Consider the following 15,809-nt stretch of genomic DNA (forward strand, 5'->3'; position numbering starts at 1 on the left):
GGTACCGTCCTCCGTGGGGGTCGGACGGTACGGCGGCTTCGATCGGCCGGACGGCGCACGGCGGCGCCTCCGGCCCGGCCCCGGAGGCCGGCTCAGTTCTCCGGGAAGTGGCAGGCCGCCTCGCGTCCGCCGGTTCCGGCGATCTGCAGCAGCGGACGTTCGGTCCGGCAGATCTCCTGGGCCTTCGGGCAGCGCGGGTGGAAGCTGCACCCGGGCGGCGGGTCGGCCGGGCTCGGCGGGTCGCCGAGCAGCACGATCCGCTCGCGCGCCCGCTCCGCTGCCGGATCCGGCAGCGGGACGGCGGAGAGCAGCGCCTTGGTGTACGGGTGCGCCGGGTTGCCGTAGACCTGCTGCTTGTCGCCGATCTCGACGATCCGGCCGAGGTACATCACCGCGACCCGGTCGCAGACGCGCTTGACCACCGAGAGGTCGTGCGCGATGAAGATGTACGCCAGCCCCAGCTCCTTCTGGAGCCGCTCCATCAGGTTGACCACCTGGGCCTGGATGGAGACGTCCAGCGCGGAGACCGGCTCGTCGGCGACCACCAGGCGGGGCGAGGTGGCCAGCGAGCGGGCGATGCCGATCCGCTGGGCCTGGCCGCCGGAGAACTCGTGCGGGTAGCGGTCCAGGTGCTCGGGGATGAGCCCGACCAGTTCCATCAGCTCGCCGGCCCGCTTGCGCGCGTCGGCCGCGCCGGTGCCCTGCACCAGCAGCGGCTCGGAGATGATCCGGGCCACCGTCTGCCGGGGGTTGAGCGAGGAGTACGGGTCCTGGAACACCATCTGCAGCTCCCGCCGGTGCGGGCGGAGCTGGGCCTGGCTCAGGGCGCCGATCTCGGTGCCGTCGAAGGTCACGGTGCCGGAGGTCGGATCGGCCAGCCGGACGATCATGCGCCCGGTGGTGGACTTGCCGCACCCGGACTCACCGACCAGGCCGAGGGTCTCGCCCGCGCCGACGTCGAAGCTGACCCCGTCCACGGCGCGGATCGGCGCACCGGGCCGGCCGGTACGGGTACGCCGGCCCGGGAAGGTCTTGACGAGATCCCGGACGGACAGCAGGGGCTCGGTCATCCGAGGACTCCTTCCGGCACCAGCGGCAGATGGCAGGCGGCCTGGTGGCCGGTGGCGAGCGGCCCGAACTCCGGGCGCTCGGACAGGCAGCGGGCGTGTTCCTCGGCGGTGGCGGCGGCGGTGCGGGCGCAGCGCGGGGCGAAGGAGCAGCCGGGGGCGGGGGCGATCAGCGACGGCGGGCTGCCGGGGATCGCCCGCAGCGGTGCGTCGTCGGTGTCGTCGAGGCGGGGCAGCGAGTCGAGCAGCCCTCGGGTGTACGGGTGCGCGGGGGTGCCGAACAGCCGGTCCACGGGGGCCTGTTCGGCGGCCCGGCCGCCGTACATGACCATGACCTCGTGGGCGACCCGGGCGACCACGCCGAGGTCGTGGGTGATCATCACGACGCCGAGGCCGCGTTCCTGCTGGATCCGGGCGATCAGGTCGAGGATCTGGGCCTGGACGGTGACGTCGAGGGCCGTGGTGGGCTCGTCGGCGATCAGCAGCTCCGGTTCGCAGGCGAGCGCCATGGCGATCATCACGCGCTGGCGCATGCCACCGGAGAACTGGTGCGGGTACTCGTCGACCCGGCGGGCCGGTTCGGGGATGCCGACCTCGGTGAGCATCTCGATCGCGCGCTGCCGGCCGGCCTTGCGGGAGGCCTTGAAGTGCACCCGGTAGTGCTCGGCGATCTGCTCGCCGACCGTGTAGAAGGGGTGCAGGCTGGAGAGCGGGTCCTGGAAGATCATGGCGATCCGCCGGCCCCGGACGGTGCCGAATTCCTTCTCGCCGAGGCCGTTGAGCTCCTGGCCGTTCAGCCGGATCGAGCCGGTGACGCTGGCGCCGCGGTGCAGGCCCATGACGGCGAGCGAGGTGACGGACTTGCCGCTGCCGGACTCGCCGACCAGGCCGAGGGTCCTCCCCGCCTCGACGGCGAAGCTGATGCCGTCGACGGCCCGGACGATGCCGCGCGGGGTGTTGAACGCGACCCTGAGGTCGTCAACCTCCAGAAGACCGGTCATCAGTACCTCACTCTCGGGTCGACGTACGCGTAGAGCACGTCGACCAGCAGGTTCGCGACCACGATGAAGAAGGCCGCGAGCAGGGTGACGCCGAGGATGATGGGCTGGTCGGAGCGGAGCAGGCCGTCGTAGAAGAGCCGTCCGACGCCGGGCAGGCCGAAGATGGACTCGGTGATGACGGCTCCGGCCAGCAGGCCGCCGAGGTCCATGCCGAAGATGGTGAGGATCGGCGTCATGCCGGAGCGCAGCCCGTGCTTGACGGTGACGGTCCGGGCCGGCAGGCCCTTGGCGCGGGCCGTGCGGATGTACGGCTCGGCCATGGTCTCGATCATCGAGTTGCGGCTCTGCCGGGCGTACATGGCCGCGTTGAGCAGGGCCAGGGCGATCCACGGCAGCAGCAGGTTGGAGGCCCAGTCGAGCGGGCCGTCGGTGAACTGGTGGTACGCCGGGTAGGGCAGCAGGCCGGCGGTCCGGACGACGCCCCAGATCAGCATGATCGACGTGAAGTAGACCGGCAGCGAGGCGGTTCCGACCGAGAGCACCATCAGGGCGCGGTCGGCGAGGCTGCCCTTGCGCAGGGCCGAGGTGACACCGGCGCCGAGGCCGAGGGCCAGCCAGAGCACGGACGCGCCGAGGGCGAGCGAGACGGAGACCGGCAGGCGGTCGACGAGCAGGTCCCAGACCGGCAGCGAGTACTCGTAGGAGTAGCCGAGGCACGGGAATCCGCAGTGGACGGCGCTCGGGCCGCTGCCGTAGTCGCGGCCGGCCACGATGCCGGAGAGGTAGGAGCCGAACTGCTCCCAGATCGGGGCGTCGAGGCCCATCGCGGCCTTGACCTCGGCGAGCCGCTCGGGGCTGCAGGTCTTGCCGCAGGCGGCCGCGGCCGGGTCGTTGGGCAGCAGGTAGAAGATGGTGAAGGTGATGGCGCAGATGGTCAGCAGGATGCCGGCCACGCCGATCAACCGGCGGCCGAAGTAGAGGATCACGACCGGCCTCCCCGGGGGTCGAGGATGTCCCGCAGCGCGTCGCCGAGCAGGGTGAAGGCGAGCACGGCGGTGAAGAGGAAGGCCGTCGGGATCAGGAAGTACGTCGGGTCGATCTCGTAGTGGACGATGGACTCGGCGATCATCTGGCCCCAGGAGGCCGTGGGCGGGCGGACGCCGACGCCGAGGTAGGAGAGCGCGGCCTCGGTGGCGATCATGCCGGGGATCAGCAGCGTGGTGTACGCGATGATCGGGCCGGAGACGTTCGGCAGGATCTCCCGGGTCAGGATGCGCCAGGAGCGGGCGCCGCCGACCTTGGCGGCCTCGACGTACTCGCGGTGCTTGAGCGAGAGGGTCTGGCCGCGGACCACCCGGGCGATGCCGGGCCAGCCGAACATGCCGATCACCACGGTCATCAGCAGGATCCGGTTGACGTCCTTGGCCACCGACATCATCGCGATCATGAAGATCAGCGACGGGAACGACATCGTGAGGTCCATCAACCGGGACAGCACCGTGTCGACGCGGCCGCCGAAGTAGCCGGCCGCGATGCCGGCGAGGGTGCCGGCGACCACGACCAGGGCGGTGGCGGTGAAGGCGATCAGCAGCGAGACCTGGCCGCCGTGCAGGACGCGCGCGAACAGGTCGCGGCCGGTGACCGGTTCGACGCCGAACCAGTGCCGGGCGCCGATGCCGCCGAAGTCGCCGATGGGCACGCCGCCCATGTACGGGTCGATGGCCCGCTTGTCGAACTCCTCGGGGGACCAGCCGCCGAGGGCACTCAGTGGACTGGCCAGGGCTGCCAGCAGCAGCAGGACCCCGACCGTGATCAGGCCGAACCGGGCCGCGCCGCGGGCCCAGAGCTGGTCCCAGACCAGCCGCCAGGGCCCGCGCCCGGCCTTCGCGGGGCCCGCCGCCGCGACGGGCGCGGCAGCGGGCTCAGTGGAAGTACTACTCATCGCGAACGGTCCCTCAGCCCTGGCTCTTCGCGGGGTCCTTGAGGCCGATCACGGCCATGTCGATCATGCCTGCGTAGCCGGAGTTGCCGAACGCGCCGGCCACGTTGGTGCCGACCAGCAGGGGGCGGCGCTGCCACATCAGCGGGATGGCCGGGGCCTTCTTCATCAGGTCCTCGTCCAGCTGCGACCAGGCCTTGTTGGCCTCGTTGACGTCCGTCATGGCCGCGATCTGGTCCATCCGGTCCATCGTGGCCTGGTCACGGAACTGGCTGTAGTTGCCCTGGTTGCCCTTCTCCTTGATGGTCCGGCCGTCGAAGAGGAACGGGAAGAAGGTCGCGGCGGACGGGTAGTCCGGGCACCAGCCCTGGATCAGCAGGTCGGGGGCGTTCTTGATGTCGCCGACCGTGTCGGCGAAGGCCGACGGGTCGACGGTGTTGACGGTGACCTGGATGCCGGACTTGGTCAGCGACTGCTGGAGGGCCTCGCCGCGGGTCTTGTCACCGAGCGAGACGGTGAGCGAGAGCTTGAGGTCGGTCTTGCCGGCCGCCTTCAGCAGCTCCTTGGCCTTCTCCGGGTCTCCGGTGGCCGGGATCTTCAGCGGGTCGGCCTTGGTGCCGCCGTTCAGCGACGGCGGCAGGAAGGAGGTGGCGACGTCGGCCATCGCGGGGCCGCCGAACGCGGTGACCTGGCTCTCCCGGTCGACGGCGTACATCATCGCCTCGCGGACCTTCGGGTCGTCGAAGGGCGCCTTGGAGGTGTTCAGGTAGAGGCTGTCGGTACAACCCGTGCGCTCGGCCACCATGCGGGCCTTGACGTCCGCCTTGGGCAGCACCTTCGGCACGGACTCGGGGCGCATCCACGGCATCTCGATGGCGGAGGCGTCGGCGCCGTCGCTGGCGATGATCCGGTCGTCGGCCTGGCCGCCCTTGAGGCCCTGGGTCACCACGATCTTGTCCGGATAGGCCTTGCGGACCGTGTCGCTGGCGGCGTCCCAGTTGGTGTTGCGGACCAGCACCAGCTGCTTGCCGCGGTCGTAGCTCTCGATCTTGTACGGGCCGGAGGAGAACGGGCGGATGTCGTACTGGGTGCCCTTCTCCTGGGCCTGCGGCACCGGGGAGAAGGTCGGCAGGGTCGCGGTGTAGGCGAACTCGGCGACCGAACGCTTGAGGTGGAAGACGATGGTCTTGTCGTCCGGCGTCTCGATGCTCGGCAGGTGCTCGCCGGTCAGCGGGCCCTTGTAGTTCTCGCCGCCGGCGAGGTACTGGACGGCGTAGTCGGGGCCGCCGGTGAGGTCGGGGGAGAACGAGCGCTCGACGTTGTACTTGATGTCGGCGGACTTGATCGGGGTGCCGTCCTCGTACTTGAGGCCGTCCTTCAGGGTGAAGGTCCAGGTCTTGCCGCCGTCGGAGGGGCGGCCGGTGTCCGTGGCGAGGTCCGGGACGATCTCGTTGCCGGCGGCACCCGGCTCGGCCTTGAAGGTGACCAGGGTGCGGTAGATCAGGCGGGTGCCGAAGTCCATGTGCGGCAGCACCCAGTTGCGGGCCGGGTCGAGGTGGGCGAAGTCCTGGTTGGTCAGCACCGTGAGGGTGCCGCCCTTGACCGGCGAGCCGCCGATGATCGTGCCGGACTCGGCGCCCGGACCCTTGGTGGAGCTCGGCGCGGCGTCACCGCCGGTGTCGCTCTTGTCCTTGGCACAGGCCCCGAGGCCGAGGGTCATTGTCGCCGCGATGGCCGCCGCGAGGGCAGCCTGGGTACGCCTGGTCATGTGCAACTCCGCTGTGGGGGGCCAACCGTGACCGGCCCGTCGTCCGCCCCGGGGTGATCCGGGGTCCTGCCGGGAGGGCGACCTCAAGGGGTCTAGCCGCTCCTCGGTGTGACCCGTAACATAGTAATGTGAAATTGCACTGCACAAGAGGTGACGCGACCCGTTACCGAGCTGTGTCCGTGCCGCCCCCGCGCCCCGATCGCCCGACGCCCGACCCGCAAGGGCCTAGATCAGGGAAATCCCGTTCCAGGAAGCCCGCTTAGGAGTACCCCCGGTGACCCTCCGTCAGACCGGCCTCAACACCGGCAGCCACGACCTCCCCGTCTCCCCCGCCCTCGACGCCTTCATGGGCACCTCCTGGGCCCCCACCCCGCTCCCCGCCGCGAACCGGGTCCCCGCCCACGCCGCGCTGCCGGGCCGCCACGCCCGGCTCTCCGCCGCCTTCCCCGGCGAGCGGCTGATCGTTCCGGCCGGCCGGCTCAAGGTCCGCAGCAACGACGTCGACTACCGGTTCCGCCCGCACAGCGCCTACGCCTGGCTCACCGGCCTCGCCGGCGAGGACCAGGTCGGCCACGTCCTCGTCCTCGAACCGACCGGTCCCGACGGCCACGAGCCCGTCCTCTACCTGCGCCCCCGCTCCCCCCGCGGCGGCGACCCGGTCCGCGGCGCCGAGTTCTACCGCGACCGCCGCTACGGCGAGTTCTGGGTCGGCCGCCGCCCCGACCTCGACGAGGCCGCCCGGCTCACCGGCATCCGCGCCGAACACCTCGACGACCTCGACAAGCTCCTCGCCGGCCCCCAGCCCGCCACCCGCGTGCTCGCCGGCATCGACAGCGAACTCGACACCGCCGCCGGCCGCCCCGGCGCCGCCGCCCGGGCCGAGAACGACGCCACCCTGGCCGCCGTCCTCTCCGAGCTGCGCCTGGTCAAGGACGCCTGGGAGGTCGAGCAGCTCCAGCTCTCCGTCGACCACACCGTGCTCGGCTTCCAGGACGTCGTCCGCGCACTGCCCGACGCACTGCGCCACCACCGCGGCGAGCGCTGGATCGAGGGCGTCTTCAACCTGCGCGCCCGCGCCGAGGGCAACGGCATCGGCTACGACACCATCGCCGCCACCGGGGCGCACGCCTGCGTCCTGCACTGGATCCGCAACGACGGCGCCATCGACCCGAACGCGCTGCTGCTCCTCGACGCCGGAGTGGAGACCGACACCCTCTACACCGCCGACATCACCCGCACCCTCCCGCTCAACGGCACCTTCAGCCCGGTCCAGCGCCAGGCCTACGAGCTCGTCCTCGCCGCCCAGAGCGCCGGCATCGCCGCGCTGCGCCCCGGCGCCCGGTTCCGCGACTTCCACCACGCCGCCATGCGGGTCATCGCCGAAGGCCTCGCCGACTGGGGCGTGCTGCGCGTCTCCGCCGAGGAGGCCCTCGCCGAGGACAGCGGCCTCTACCGCCGCTACACCCTCTGCGGCACCGGCCACATGCTCGGCCTCGACGTCCACGACTGCGCGAAGGCCCGGGCCGAGACCTACCTCGACGGCGTCCTGGAGGAGGGCCACGTCCTCACCGTCGAGCCCGGCCTCTACCTCCAGCCCGACGACGAGACCCTCCCCCTGGAGCTGCGCGGTCTCGGCATCCGGATCGAGGACGACCTCGTCATCACCGCCGACGGCGCCCGCCTGATGTCCGGCGCCCTGCCGCGCTCCGTCGCCGGCATCGAGTCCTGGATGGCCGACCTCCTCGCCTGATCCCGGGCGGGCCGACCGGCCCGCCCCGCGGCAGGGGGCCTCAGGCGACCTTGATCGTCCGATCCCCCTGCCGCACCGTGACCTCGACCTCCGCTGCCGCACGCCCCGGTGGCGCGCTCATGTCCGGTGGGATGATCGGCCGCATGAGTGGAGCCGGTACGGAGATGCTGTCGCCCGCGGAGGCGGTGGCGCGGTCGGGGTTCAGCCTCGACACGCTGCGGTACTACGAGAAGATCGGGCTGCTGGACGCCGTACAGCGCGACCGCACCGGGCGGCGGCTGTTCAGCGAGCACGACCTCGCCTGGCTCGGCATGCTGCGGTGCCTGAGGGACACCGGCATGCCCATCGCCGGCATGCTCCGCTTCACCGAACTCGCACGCAGCGGGGACCTCACGGTCGCCGAGCGGCTCGCCGTGCTGGAGGAGCACGACGCCCGGGTCGAGGAGCAGATCGCCCATCTGCGACGGCAGCAGGGCCGCATCCGGGCCAAGATCGGCCACTACCGCGCGGTGCTCACCGACCCGCGGCCCGAGCCCGCTCCCACAGCTCCTTGACGAGCTCCGCCGCCGGCCCGCCGCGCGCCGCCCGGTGGCCCGTCCCGGCCCACAGGTGCATCGCCGCGGTGTCCCCACGGCGGGTCGCCGCCGCGCGCAGCGGCTGCGTCAGGTGGTGCACCTCCGGGTAGGCGGCCGGCGCGTACGGCTCGTACCGGTCGATGAACGCGTTGCGCAGGCCGCGTGCCGGGCGCCCGGTGAACGACCGGGTCACCACCGTTTCCTCGAACTCCGCCAGCGCCGACCGGTGCGCCGCCGACGCCCCGGACTCGTCCGCGCACAGCAGCGCCGTCCCGAGCTGGACGGCCACCGCGCCGGCCCGCAGCGCGCCCGCGACGGCCGGGCCGTCGGCCAGCCCGCCGGCGGCGATCAGCGGCAGTCCGGTCACCGCCCGGACGCCGGCCAGCAGTTCGAGCAGCGGCTGGTCACCCGGGCGGTCCGCCACCCGGTGGGTCGCCCGGTGCCCGCCGGCCTCCGGACCCTGGACGCAGAGCGCGTCCATCCCGACCGCCTCGGCCCGTCGGGCCTCCTCGGGGGTGGTCACCGTGCCGACCTGGAAGCTCCCCGCGGCCCGCAGCGCCCGCGCCTCCTCGGCGGAGGGCAGCCCGAAGGTGTAGGAGACCACCGGGACGGGGGCGGGCCCGGCGAGCAGCGCGGCGATCTTGGCGTCCCAGTCGTCCCGGTCGGGCGCGATCGTCTCCGGCAGCGTCACGCCGTGCCGTTCGGCCTCCGGCCGGAGCCGGTCCCGGTAGGCCGCGACGGCCGCCGGGTCTCCCGGCTCCGCGGGCACGAAGAGGTTGACGCCGAACGGCCGGTCCGTCGTCTCCCGTACCCGGTGGATCTGTTCGAGCATCGCGGCGGCGCTCCGGTACCCGGCGGCCAGGAAGCCGAGCCCGCCGGCGCCGTTCACCGCGGCGACCAGCTCCGGTGTGGACGCCCCGCCCGCCATCGGCGCGGCGATCACGGGCACGGCGAGTCGGTCGAGTGCGTCGAGTCGGACGGCCATCCGGAGGTCCTCCACCGAGGTGTAACAGAGCGGTTCGAACAGCCACCACCCTACGCCCCGGCGGTCTACGCCCCCCGGCGGATCAGTCCCCCGGCCCGCGCCGCCCGTACCGCGGCCGTGCGCGACTCGACCCCCAACTTGGTGTAGACGTGCACCAGGTGCGACTTCACCGTGGCCTGGCTGAGGTGCAGCTCCCGGCTGATCTGCTGGTTGGTCAGCCCGTCCGCGACCAGCCCCAGCACCTCCGTCTCGCGGACGCTCAGCGCCGCCGCCGGCGTCCGCATCCGTTCCAGCAGCCGGTCCGCCACCGTGGCCGCCAGCGCCGACCGCCCGGCCGCCGCGGACCGGACCGCCCGGGCCAGCTCCTCCGGCGGCGCGTCCTTCAGCAGGTAGCCGGTGGCCCCGGCCTCCAGCGCCGGCAGGGTGTCCGCATCGGTGTCGTACGTGGTGACGACCAGGACCCGCGGCGCCCCCGCGCCCCGGGCGGTGATCGCCGCGGTGGCCTGGGCCCCGTTCATCGCCGAGCCGGCCCCGAACTGCAGGTCCATCAGCACCACGTCGACACCCGGGTCCGCCGCCAGTTCGACGGCCCGCTCGGCGGTGGCCGCCTCCGCGACGATCACGAAGCCCGGTTCGCTCTCCAGGACGGCCCGCAGGCCGGCCCGGACCACCGGGTGGTCGTCGGCGATCAGCAGGCCGATCGTGCCGTCGGTCATGCGGACTCCTCCGGGGTGGCAGCGGGCACCGGCAACAGTACGGCGAGCGCCGTGCCCTCGCCCGGCGCCGACTCCACCGCGAAGGTCCCGCCGAGCGACCGGGCCCGGGCCCGCATGGACGGCAGCCCGAACCCGCGGTCGCCGTCGCCCGGGCCGGCCTCGGCCAGGGCCTCCGGGTCGAACCCCGCCCCGTCGTCCACCACGTCCAGCGCGACCTCTCCCGGCGTGAAGCCGAGCGTCATCTCCGCATGGGTCGCCCCGGCGTGCCGCACCGTGTTGCCGAGCGCCGACTGCGCGATCCGCAGCAGCGCCACCTCGTGCGGCACGGGCAGCCGGACCCGTTCCCCGGAGACGTGCAGCCGCACGGGAAGTCCGCTGCGCACCGACGTCGTGGCGCAGAGCCGCTCCAGCGCGTCGGGCAGCGAGCCGCTCTCCAGGTCGGGCGGGGTGAGCGCGCGGACGAAGCGGCGCGCCTCGGCGAGGTTGTCCTGGGCGGCCTGCCGGGCCTGCTCCACGTACTCGGCGACGGCCCCGGTCCGCTCCGGCAGCGCCCGCTGCGCGGCCCGGAGCAGCAACTGGATGCTGGTGAGGCTCTGCGCGAGGGTGTCGTGGATCTCCCGGGCGAGCCGCTCGCGTTCGGCGAGGACGCCGGCCGCGTGGTGGGCGGCGGCGAGGTCCGCGCGGGCGGCGGTGAGCTCGTCGATGAGCCGGCGGCGTTCCTCGCTCTCCCGGTAGAGCGCCTGGTAGCCGAGGACGGTGGCGACGGCGACGGCGGCCCCCAGCAAAGGCCCGATCGCGGCGGCGACGCTGACGGTGTGCTCGTGCGCCGAGTACGCGGTGATGGCGGCGACCGCGGTGAGCAGCACCGCGGCCGGTCCGGCCCGGCGTCCGAGCAGGTGCAGTTCCAGGAAGTACAGCGGGAAGGCCACCCAGACCCCGTCCGGGGTGGCGACGAGGACACCCGCCCAGGTGACGCCGAGCAGGGCCAGCCAGAGCACGGAGGCCCGGCGGGAGCGGCGGACGGCGCCGATCAGCGGTCCGGCCGCGTAGACGGCGGCCATCGCGGTGGCGGCGGAGGTGACGGCCGCGAGGTCACCGCCCCGGCCGACCGCGGCCCGCGCGACGGCCAGCGCCAGCAGGCCCGCCACCGACAGGTGCAGGCAGACCTGGAGCATGCGGGCGACGGGGGTGGTTCGTGGTCGTTCGGTCGCCATCCGTCCAGCGTAGGGTCCTCGGCCGCATCCGGCATCAATCAAAGGGTTGAGCTCCGCCCCGGCCCTTCGATGCGGAGGTTCCCATCCCCGGTGCGATGCCCGGAGGCGCCCTCCCCGGCCAGTCTCGTCAGTGTCGGAAAACGCGTCGGGAAGAAGGGCCGAAGGTGTTCGTCGCCTGGAGGGATTTGAGGTTCGCCAAGGGGCGGTTCGCCCTGATGGGAACCGTCATCGTACTGATCACCGTGCTGGTCGGCCTGTTGTCCGGGCTGACCGCCGGGCTGGGCCGGCAGAACGTCTCGGCGGTCACCGGGCTGCCCGCCGACCACCTGGCCTTCGCCAGACCGGCCGACGGGCAGAAGCTCTCCTTCACCGACTCCCGGCTGACTCCCGAGCAGTGGCAGGAGTGGGCGCGGGTCCCGGGCGTCACCTCCGCGCAGCCGCTCGGCATCACGACCACCAGGGCGGCGGCCGGTCCGCGTAGCGCCGCGCTCTCCGTCTTCGGGGTACCGGACGGCTCGGCGCTGGCCCCGCAGGGTGCGCTGCTCGGCCCCGGCCGGGCGGTGCTGTCGCAGACCGCCGCACAGGACCTCGGCGGTCTGCGCCCCGGCGACGCGTTCACGCTGGCCGGTCGGCCGCTCCGGGTCGCGGCGGTGGCGGGCGACGCCTCGTTCAGCCACACCCCGGTCGTCTGGGCGAGCCTCACCGACTGGCAGCAGACCGCGCCGGGCGGCGCGGGTCACGCCACCGTGGTCGCGCTCACCACCGCCTCCGGCGCCGATCTGGCCGCCGCCGACGCCCGCCTCGGCACCGAGACCCGCAGCCGGGCGGACTCGCTCGCCGCGATCGGCTCCTACACCTCGGAGAACGGCTCGCTCCAGCTGATGCGCGGCTTCCTGTTCGCCATCTCGGCCCTGGTGATCGGCGCGTTCTTCACCGTGTGGACGATCCAGCGCAGCGGCGACATCGCCGTCCTGAAGGCGCTCGGCGCCTCCACCCGCTACCTGCTGCGGGACGCCCTCGGCCAGGCGGTGGTGCTGCTCCTCCTGGGCACCGCCGCCGGCACCGCGATCGCGGCCGGCGCCGGCGCGCTGATCGGCTCGGCCGTGCCGTTCGTCCTGGACGCGCCGACCGTGCTCGTCCCGGCCGCCGTGATGATCACGCTCGGCGCGGTCGGCGCGGCCCTGTCCGTCCGCCGGATCACCTCCGTCGACCCGCTGACCGCTCTGGGGAGCGTCCGATGAGCCTGCACCTCGACCGCATCACCCTCACCTACCCCGACGGCGACGGCCGGCTGACCGCCCTGGACGAGGTCTCGCTGACCGTCCCGAAGGGCACGGTCACGGCGGTGGTGGGTCCGTCCGGCTCCGGCAAGTCCAGCCTGCTGGCGGTCGCCGCGACGCTGATCGCCCCGGACTCCGGCCGGGTGGTGGTGGACGGCACCGAGACCGCCGGGCTGGGCCGCGCCGCGCTCACCGCGCTGCGCCGGGACCGGATCGGGATCGTCTTCCAGCAGCCCAACCTGCTGCCCTCGCTCACCGCGGCCGAACAGCTCCAGGTGATGGCCCACCTGGACGGCCGCTCCCCGCGTGCCGCGCTCCCCCGGGCGCTGGACCTGCTGGACGCGGTCGGCCTGCGCGGGCAGGCGACCCGCCGCCCGCACCAGCTGTCCGGCGGTCAGCGCCAGCGCGTCAACATCGCCCGCGCGCTGATGAACGATCCGACCGTGCTGCTGGTGGACGAACCGACCAGCGCCCTGGACCACGAACGCGGGGCCGCCGTCCTCGACCTGCTGACCGCGCTCACCCACCGGCGTGCCACGGCCACCGTCCTGGTCACCCACGACCGGACCCACCTGACGGCGGTCGACCAGGTCGCCGAGGTCCACGACGGACGCCTCACCGTCCCCGCGGCGGTCTGACCCCCCTGACGGGTCCTACGTCTTCGCCGCCAGCACGTCGTCCACCGACAGCGTCACCGGGGCCCCGATCGACTCGGGCAGGGTGAACGACTGCCCGGGGCGGTGGACGGCGTGCACGCGGTGGTCGCCGCCCTGACGGGCACCCCGGCGGGCGCGTACGCGGAGGGCTTCTTCTTCAGGTCGTCACTCAGGTTCGACGACGTGACCTCCAGGACGAGGCGGAACACCGCCGGGTCGTACATGCGCTGCCGATGTCGGGAACATCATCGTAGGACCCGGGCCCGTTCCCCGGCCCGTTCCCCGGCCCGATCGCCGGAACGCACCCGTCCGGGTGACTCCGCCCTACCGTGCCCTACCGCGCGCGGAGGCGCAGCGCCGGGCGGGCCTCCTCCGCGGCCTCCTCCTGGCCCTCCGCCCACAGCGAGCGGACGTGGCTGAGGTGACGGGACATGCAGGCCTCGGCGGCGTCGGCGTCACCGGAGATCATCAGGTCGAGCAGCGCCAGGTGCTCCTCCGCCGAGGAGACCAGCTCGCCGCGCTCGGCGAGCCGGTTGAGGCCGTAGAGGCGGGATCGCTTGCGCAGGTCGCCGACGACCTCCACCAGGCGGGCGTTGCCGGCCAGCCCGAGCAGGTCGAGGTGGAACTGGCGGTCGGCCTCCAGGTAGCCGATCAGGTCGTGCTTGCCGGCCGCGACGACGATGGCCTCGGCCTGCGGGCGCAGCGCCTCCAACTGTTCGGCGGTGGCGGAGCGGGTGACCCGGCCGACCGTCGGGACCTCGATCAGGGCGCGGATCTCGGTGAAGTCGTCGAGGTCGCGCTCGGTCAGCTCGGTGACCCGGAAGCCCTTGTTGCGGACGGCCTCGACCAGGCCCTCGCGGGCGAGGTCCAGCATGGCCTCGCGGACGGGGGTGGCGGAGACGCCGAAGTCGGCGGCGAGCGCGGGCGCGGAGTAGACCACGCCGGGGCGCAGTTCACCGGAGATCAGGGCGGCGCGGAGCGCGTGGGCGACCTGGTCGCGCAGCCGCTCCTGGACGGAGATCAGGGTGCGGGGTTTGAGGTCGGCCATGGTGTTCCTCCGGGTGGGTGCAGAACACCAGCGTACAATGTCACGTTACGTTGAGTGTGCAACAGTCCGCGATTCGGAGATCCCGTCAGCGGTCGGATCTTGCGCCGGACCCCATCGTGGCAGGGCCGCCGACCGGTGGCAACGGTCGGCGGCCCCGGACCCGCGTCACTCCCCGGCCGCCCCTCCCCCCGCCTCCGTCGCGCCCTCCCCCCTGAACAGCCCGATCAGGCTGGTCGCACTGGACCCGCCGTGCCCGGCCTCGACGCCGCGCCGGAAGGTGTCCGCCAGCAGCCGGGGCAGCGCACCGTCCACCCCCGACGCCTCCACGGTGTGCAGGACGTGATCGAGGCTGGCGGCGGCCATGACGAGCCGGTCGACGTCACCCCCGTGGTGCCCGGCGGTGATCCGGAGCGCGTAGAAGGACAGGAATCCGGGCATCGAGGCGGCCGTCGAGGCGGCGTAGGGGAGGAACTCCTCGGCCGAGATGCCGTTGGCCTCCGCGACGGCGGTGGCGTGCAGGTAGCCGGCCAGCGAGGTCCAGAAGAGGTCCATCTGGATCTGGTAGTACAGCTGGGCCAGCCCGGGGTCGTCGCCCCGGTAGTCGGCGCCGGTGAGCACCTCCAGGGCGGGCCGGTGCTCCCGGAAGGGCTCGACCGGCCCGCTGTAGAACGTGTCCGACTCCGGCCGGCCGATGCCGGACGGCGGCACCCGGACGCCACCGGTCAGGTGGGCGGCGCCGCGTTCGGCGAGCCAGCGGGCGGCCTCCCGGGCGCGCTCGGGGGTGTCCGAGCTGAGGTTGACGACGACCTTGCCGCGCAGCTCCGACTCGGCGGCGGTCAACACGGCGAACACCGCGTCGTAGTCGGTGAGGCTCAGGACGACCAGGTCGTTGGCGGCCACCGCCTCGGCCGCCCCCGGCGCGAGGACGGCGCCCCGGGCGACCAGCTCCCCGGCCCGGCCCGCGGTCCGGCTCCACACGGTGACGGCGTATCCGGCGTCCAGGTAGGCGGCGGCCATCGCGCGGCCCATCGGGCCGAGACCGATCAGGGTGACGGACCTCGCCGCCCCCTCGGCGTACTGGGCGTATCGGGCGGGCTGGGCGGCAGACATGGGAATCCCCTCCGAAGGGTTCGCTAGAACGAACGCTCTATCCAGGAGGAAGCTAGCACGGCCCTGGAACGAACGCTCTATCCATTCGACCGGCTAGACTCGCCGTCGTGAAGACGACCACCACCGGCACCCGCGAGCGGATCGTCCGGGCCACCTCCCGGCTGCTCCAGCGCCAGGGGTACGAGGGCACCGGCATCAAACAGATCTCCCGCGAGGCGGAGGCCACCCTCGGCTCCGTCTACCACTTCTTCCCCGGCGGCAAGCAGGAGCTGGCCGCCGAGGCGATCCGCCACGGCGACCAGGAGTTCGCCGGGCTGCTCCGCACCGGACTGGACAGCGCGGCCGACCCTGCCGAGGCCGTCATCGCGTGCACGCGCCTGCTCGCCGACGCGCTGCGCGACTCCGGGTGGCAGGACGGCTGCCCCATCACCACCACCGCCCTGGAGACGGTCGGCCGGGCCCCGGTCATCGAGGAGGCCGTCGTCGAGGCGTTCGCGCACTGGCGCGCGATCGTCGAGGAGAAGCTGCACACCTCCGGGATCGGCCTCACCGACGCCCGTGAACTCGCCGCCACCGTCATCAACACCCTGGAGGGTGCGGAGCTGGCCGCCCAGGTGGCCCGCAGCGAGGAACCGCTCCACCTCACCGGCCGCCACCTGGCCCGCCTGATCGCCACCTACCGGTAGGACGCCCCCGGCCC

The 15,809-nt window shown here is 73.3% G+C and carries 15 protein-coding genes; 5 read left to right on the forward strand and 10 right to left on the reverse strand.

Annotation, left to right across the window (positions count from 1 at the left end; translation table 11 throughout):
- Window positions 1–92: 92 nt before the first annotated feature.
- The 5 genes from ACFWOG_RS15890 to ACFWOG_RS15910 are packed head-to-tail and all read right to left on the reverse strand — an operon-like array spanning window position 93 to window position 5,775.
- Window positions 93–1,070, reverse strand: coding sequence for an oligopeptide/dipeptide ABC transporter ATP-binding protein (locus ACFWOG_RS15890; protein ID WP_329875017.1), 978 nt, complete (start codon window positions 1,068–1,070; stop codon window positions 93–95).
- Window positions 1,067–2,068, reverse strand: a complete 1,002-nt coding sequence (locus ACFWOG_RS15895; protein ID WP_329949769.1) for an ABC transporter ATP-binding protein — start codon at window positions 2,066–2,068, stop codon at window positions 1,067–1,069. The genes ACFWOG_RS15890 and ACFWOG_RS15895 overlap by 4 nt, the downstream gene beginning before the upstream one ends.
- Complete coding sequence (locus ACFWOG_RS15900; protein ID WP_329875013.1) at window positions 2,068–3,054, reverse strand: ABC transporter permease; 987 nt, start codon at window positions 3,052–3,054, stop codon at window positions 2,068–2,070. The genes ACFWOG_RS15895 and ACFWOG_RS15900 overlap by 1 nt, the downstream gene beginning before the upstream one ends.
- The gene (locus ACFWOG_RS15905; RefSeq protein ID WP_329875011.1) at window positions 3,051–4,010 is read right to left on the reverse strand and encodes an ABC transporter permease; all 960 of its coding nucleotides are present in this window, start codon (window positions 4,008–4,010) and stop codon (window positions 3,051–3,053) included. The genes ACFWOG_RS15900 and ACFWOG_RS15905 overlap by 4 nt, the downstream gene beginning before the upstream one ends.
- Before the next feature lie 13 nt (window positions 4,011–4,023).
- Window positions 4,024–5,775, reverse strand: coding sequence for an ABC transporter substrate-binding protein (locus ACFWOG_RS15910; protein ID WP_329949767.1), 1,752 nt, complete (start codon window positions 5,773–5,775; stop codon window positions 4,024–4,026).
- 274 nt (window positions 5,776–6,049) lie between these two features.
- Here ACFWOG_RS15910 and ACFWOG_RS15915 point away from each other — a divergent pair, with 274 nt between their 5' ends.
- Window positions 6,050–7,525 (forward strand): aminopeptidase P family protein, encoded by a 1,476-nt coding sequence (locus ACFWOG_RS15915; RefSeq protein ID WP_329949766.1) that lies wholly within the window; start codon window positions 6,050–6,052, stop codon window positions 7,523–7,525.
- A gap of 143 nt (window positions 7,526–7,668) precedes the next feature.
- Window positions 7,669–8,079, forward strand: a complete 411-nt coding sequence (locus ACFWOG_RS15920; protein WP_329949765.1) for a MerR family transcriptional regulator — start codon at window positions 7,669–7,671, stop codon at window positions 8,077–8,079.
- Here ACFWOG_RS15920 and ACFWOG_RS15925 read toward each other — a convergent pair.
- The 3 genes from ACFWOG_RS15925 to ACFWOG_RS15935 form a co-directional block, all read right to left on the reverse strand.
- The gene (locus tag ACFWOG_RS15925; RefSeq protein ID WP_380358771.1) at window positions 8,039–9,085 is read right to left on the reverse strand and encodes a nitronate monooxygenase; all 1,047 of its coding nucleotides are present in this window, start codon (window positions 9,083–9,085) and stop codon (window positions 8,039–8,041) included. The two genes, ACFWOG_RS15920 and ACFWOG_RS15925, sit on opposite strands and share 41 nt — an antisense overlap.
- 65 nt (window positions 9,086–9,150) lie before the next feature.
- Window positions 9,151–9,801, reverse strand: coding sequence for a response regulator transcription factor (locus ACFWOG_RS15930; protein WP_329949763.1), 651 nt, complete (start codon window positions 9,799–9,801; stop codon window positions 9,151–9,153).
- Window positions 9,798–11,015, reverse strand: coding sequence for a sensor histidine kinase (locus tag ACFWOG_RS15935; protein WP_329874999.1), 1,218 nt, complete (start codon window positions 11,013–11,015; stop codon window positions 9,798–9,800). The genes ACFWOG_RS15930 and ACFWOG_RS15935 overlap by 4 nt, the downstream gene beginning before the upstream one ends.
- A 164-nt stretch (window positions 11,016–11,179) precedes the next feature.
- Here ACFWOG_RS15935 and ACFWOG_RS15940 point away from each other — a divergent pair, with 164 nt between their 5' ends.
- Together ACFWOG_RS15940 and ACFWOG_RS15945 are read left to right on the forward strand one after the other, a co-directional pair.
- Entirely contained in the window at window positions 11,180–12,256 is a 1,077-nt protein-coding gene (locus ACFWOG_RS15940; RefSeq protein ID WP_380358775.1) for an ABC transporter permease, read from the forward strand.
- Window positions 12,253–12,933: an ABC transporter ATP-binding protein gene (locus ACFWOG_RS15945; protein ID WP_380358777.1), complete on the forward strand. Its 681-nt coding sequence runs from the start codon at window positions 12,253–12,255 to the stop codon at window positions 12,931–12,933. The genes ACFWOG_RS15940 and ACFWOG_RS15945 overlap by 4 nt, the downstream gene beginning before the upstream one ends.
- 352 nt (window positions 12,934–13,285) lie before the next feature.
- Here the strand turns inward: ACFWOG_RS15945 and ACFWOG_RS15950 are convergent, their stop codons facing one another.
- Both ACFWOG_RS15950 and ACFWOG_RS15955 read right to left on the reverse strand, forming a co-directional pair.
- Window positions 13,286–13,999 (reverse strand): GntR family transcriptional regulator, encoded by a 714-nt coding sequence (locus ACFWOG_RS15950; protein WP_329874995.1) that lies wholly within the window; start codon window positions 13,997–13,999, stop codon window positions 13,286–13,288.
- Window positions 14,000–14,164: 165 nt separating this feature from the next.
- Complete coding sequence (locus ACFWOG_RS15955; RefSeq protein WP_380358781.1) at window positions 14,165–15,109, reverse strand: NAD(P)-dependent oxidoreductase; 945 nt, start codon at window positions 15,107–15,109, stop codon at window positions 14,165–14,167.
- 107 nt (window positions 15,110–15,216) lie between these two features.
- On the opposite strand from ACFWOG_RS15955, the gene ACFWOG_RS15960 reads away from it, so the two are divergent.
- Window positions 15,217–15,795: a TetR/AcrR family transcriptional regulator gene (locus ACFWOG_RS15960; RefSeq protein WP_380358784.1), complete on the forward strand. Its 579-nt coding sequence runs from the start codon at window positions 15,217–15,219 to the stop codon at window positions 15,793–15,795.
- Window positions 15,796–15,809: the final 14 nt, after the last annotated feature.

Source organism: Kitasatospora sp. NPDC058406, from assembly GCF_042722765.1.
Taxonomy (GTDB): Bacteria; Actinomycetota; Actinomycetes; order Streptomycetales; family Streptomycetaceae; genus Kitasatospora.

What these genes read in the sequence shown, in the direction of transcription:
- ACFWOG_RS15945 (WP_380358777.1), top strand. Translation starts at nt 12,253, where the DNA reads ATGAGCCTGCACCTCGACCGCATCACCCTCACCTACCCCGACGGCGAC.
- ACFWOG_RS15925 (WP_380358771.1), bottom strand. Translation starts at nt 9,085, where the DNA reads ATGGCCGTCCGACTCGACGCACTCGACCGACTCGCCGTGCCCGTGATC.
- ACFWOG_RS15905 (WP_329875011.1), bottom strand. Translation starts at nt 4,010, where the DNA reads ATGAGTAGTACTTCCACTGAGCCCGCTGCCGCGCCCGTCGCGGCGGCG.
- ACFWOG_RS15920 (WP_329949765.1), top strand. Translation starts at nt 7,669, where the DNA reads ATGAGTGGAGCCGGTACGGAGATGCTGTCGCCCGCGGAGGCGGTGGCG.
- ACFWOG_RS15895 (WP_329949769.1), bottom strand. Translation starts at nt 2,068, where the DNA reads ATGACCGGTCTTCTGGAGGTTGACGACCTCAGGGTCGCGTTCAACACC.
- ACFWOG_RS15935 (WP_329874999.1), bottom strand. Translation starts at nt 11,015, where the DNA reads ATGGCGACCGAACGACCACGAACCACCCCCGTCGCCCGCATGCTCCAG.
- ACFWOG_RS15955 (WP_380358781.1), bottom strand. Translation starts at nt 15,109, where the DNA reads ATGTCTGCCGCCCAGCCCGCCCGATACGCCCAGTACGCCGAGGGGGCG.
- ACFWOG_RS15930 (WP_329949763.1), bottom strand. Translation starts at nt 9,801, where the DNA reads ATGACCGACGGCACGATCGGCCTGCTGATCGCCGACGACCACCCGGTG.
- ACFWOG_RS15890 (WP_329875017.1), bottom strand. Translation starts at nt 1,070, where the DNA reads ATGACCGAGCCCCTGCTGTCCGTCCGGGATCTCGTCAAGACCTTCCCG.
- ACFWOG_RS15910 (WP_329949767.1), bottom strand. Translation starts at nt 5,775, where the DNA reads ATGACCAGGCGTACCCAGGCTGCCCTCGCGGCGGCCATCGCGGCGACA.
- ACFWOG_RS15950 (WP_329874995.1), bottom strand. Translation starts at nt 13,999, where the DNA reads ATGGCCGACCTCAAACCCCGCACCCTGATCTCCGTCCAGGAGCGGCTG.